Annotated in this window: 1 protein-coding gene; it reads left to right on the top strand. The window is 68.2% G+C overall.

Annotated elements, in window-relative coordinates:
- Window positions 1-348: 348 nt before the first annotated feature.
- The gene (locus O0J15_RS21285) at window positions 349-978 is read left to right on the top strand and encodes a superoxide dismutase (protein WP_308306317.1); all 630 of its coding nucleotides are present in this window, start codon (window positions 349-351) and stop codon (window positions 976-978) included.
- Window positions 979-1,128: the final 150 nt, after the last annotated feature.

Below are 1,128 nucleotides of genomic sequence, written 5' to 3'. Positions count from 1 at the left end.
CCGGTACAGTACCGGGAGCAGGCCCAACAGGCCCAATCGGCCGCCTGACCCCTGTCCAAGTCTCGGGGGTCACTTCACCATGGGGGCTCGATGGCGCCATCCATGGCGCCAACGGTTCCGGCCAGCCCCTCCCCTCCGCCACCGGACCGTTTCCTGCGAGCGCGGGCAGCACTTCAGCGCGTCGGTGAGGTTCGAAAAGCGGGTTCTGGTAGTGCTGTCCTGCAGGAAGAATCAAAGCGATGAACGCGCACGCACCTCAATCCCGCCCCTTGACCTCAACCAATGTTGAGGTGCGATAACAGTCTCCCCACGGCCAGCCCTCTGGCCTTCCCCACGGAGATTGCTTCGATGTCGTACTCGCTTCCCCCGCTCCCCTACGCCTACGACGCCCTTGAGCCGCATTTCGATGCGCGCACGATGGACATCCACCACAGCAAGCACCACCAAGCCTACGTCAACAACCTCAACGCCGCCATCGAGCAGGCCGGCATCGCCGAGCAGGCGGTCGAGGCGCTGATCGCCAACCTCGATGCCGTGCCCGAGGCGCAGCGCGGCGCCATCCGCAACAACGGCGGCGGCCACGCCAACCACAGCCTGTTCTGGACCGTGCTCAGCACCAACGGTGGTGCACCCGATGACGAACTGGCCGCCGCCATCGACCGTGACCTCGGCGGTTTCGATGCTTTCAAGGAGGCCTTCACCAAGGCGGCGCAGACCCGCTTCGGCAGCGGCTGGGCCTGGCTGACCAGCGATCGCGATGGCCGCCTGCAGGTGGAAAGCAGCGCCAACCAGGACAGCCCGCTGATGGGTGCAGCCGTGGGCCTGTCGGGCAACACCCCGATCCTCGCACTGGATGTCTGGGAACACGCCTACTACCTGCACTACCAGAACCGTCGCCCGGACTACATCGGTGCGTTCTTCAACATCATCAACTGGGCCGAGGTCGGCCGGCGCTACCGCCAGGCCAGGGCCTCATGAGCGGCGAAACGCTGCCGTACGCCGGGCCGTGGGGGGGGGGGTTTGCCCCCCCCCCCCCCCCGCGCGGGGGCCCCCGCCCAGCGATCCGGCCGTGCCGGACGTGCCGGTGGCCGGCGGTGCGCTGCCCGGAACCGGTGCCCCGCCGACGCC

The organism is Stenotrophomonas sp. Sm10 (genome assembly GCF_030985515.1).
Classification (GTDB): Bacteria; Pseudomonadota; Gammaproteobacteria; order Xanthomonadales; family Xanthomonadaceae; genus Stenotrophomonas; species Stenotrophomonas hibiscicola.
The sequence above is the reverse complement of the archived record's forward strand: the minus strand, read 5'-3'. Positions and strand labels throughout refer to the sequence as shown.

What these genes read in the sequence shown, in the direction of transcription:
- O0J15_RS21285 (WP_308306317.1), top strand. Translation starts at nt 349, where the DNA reads ATGTCGTACTCGCTTCCCCCGCTCCCCTACGCCTACGACGCCCTTGAG.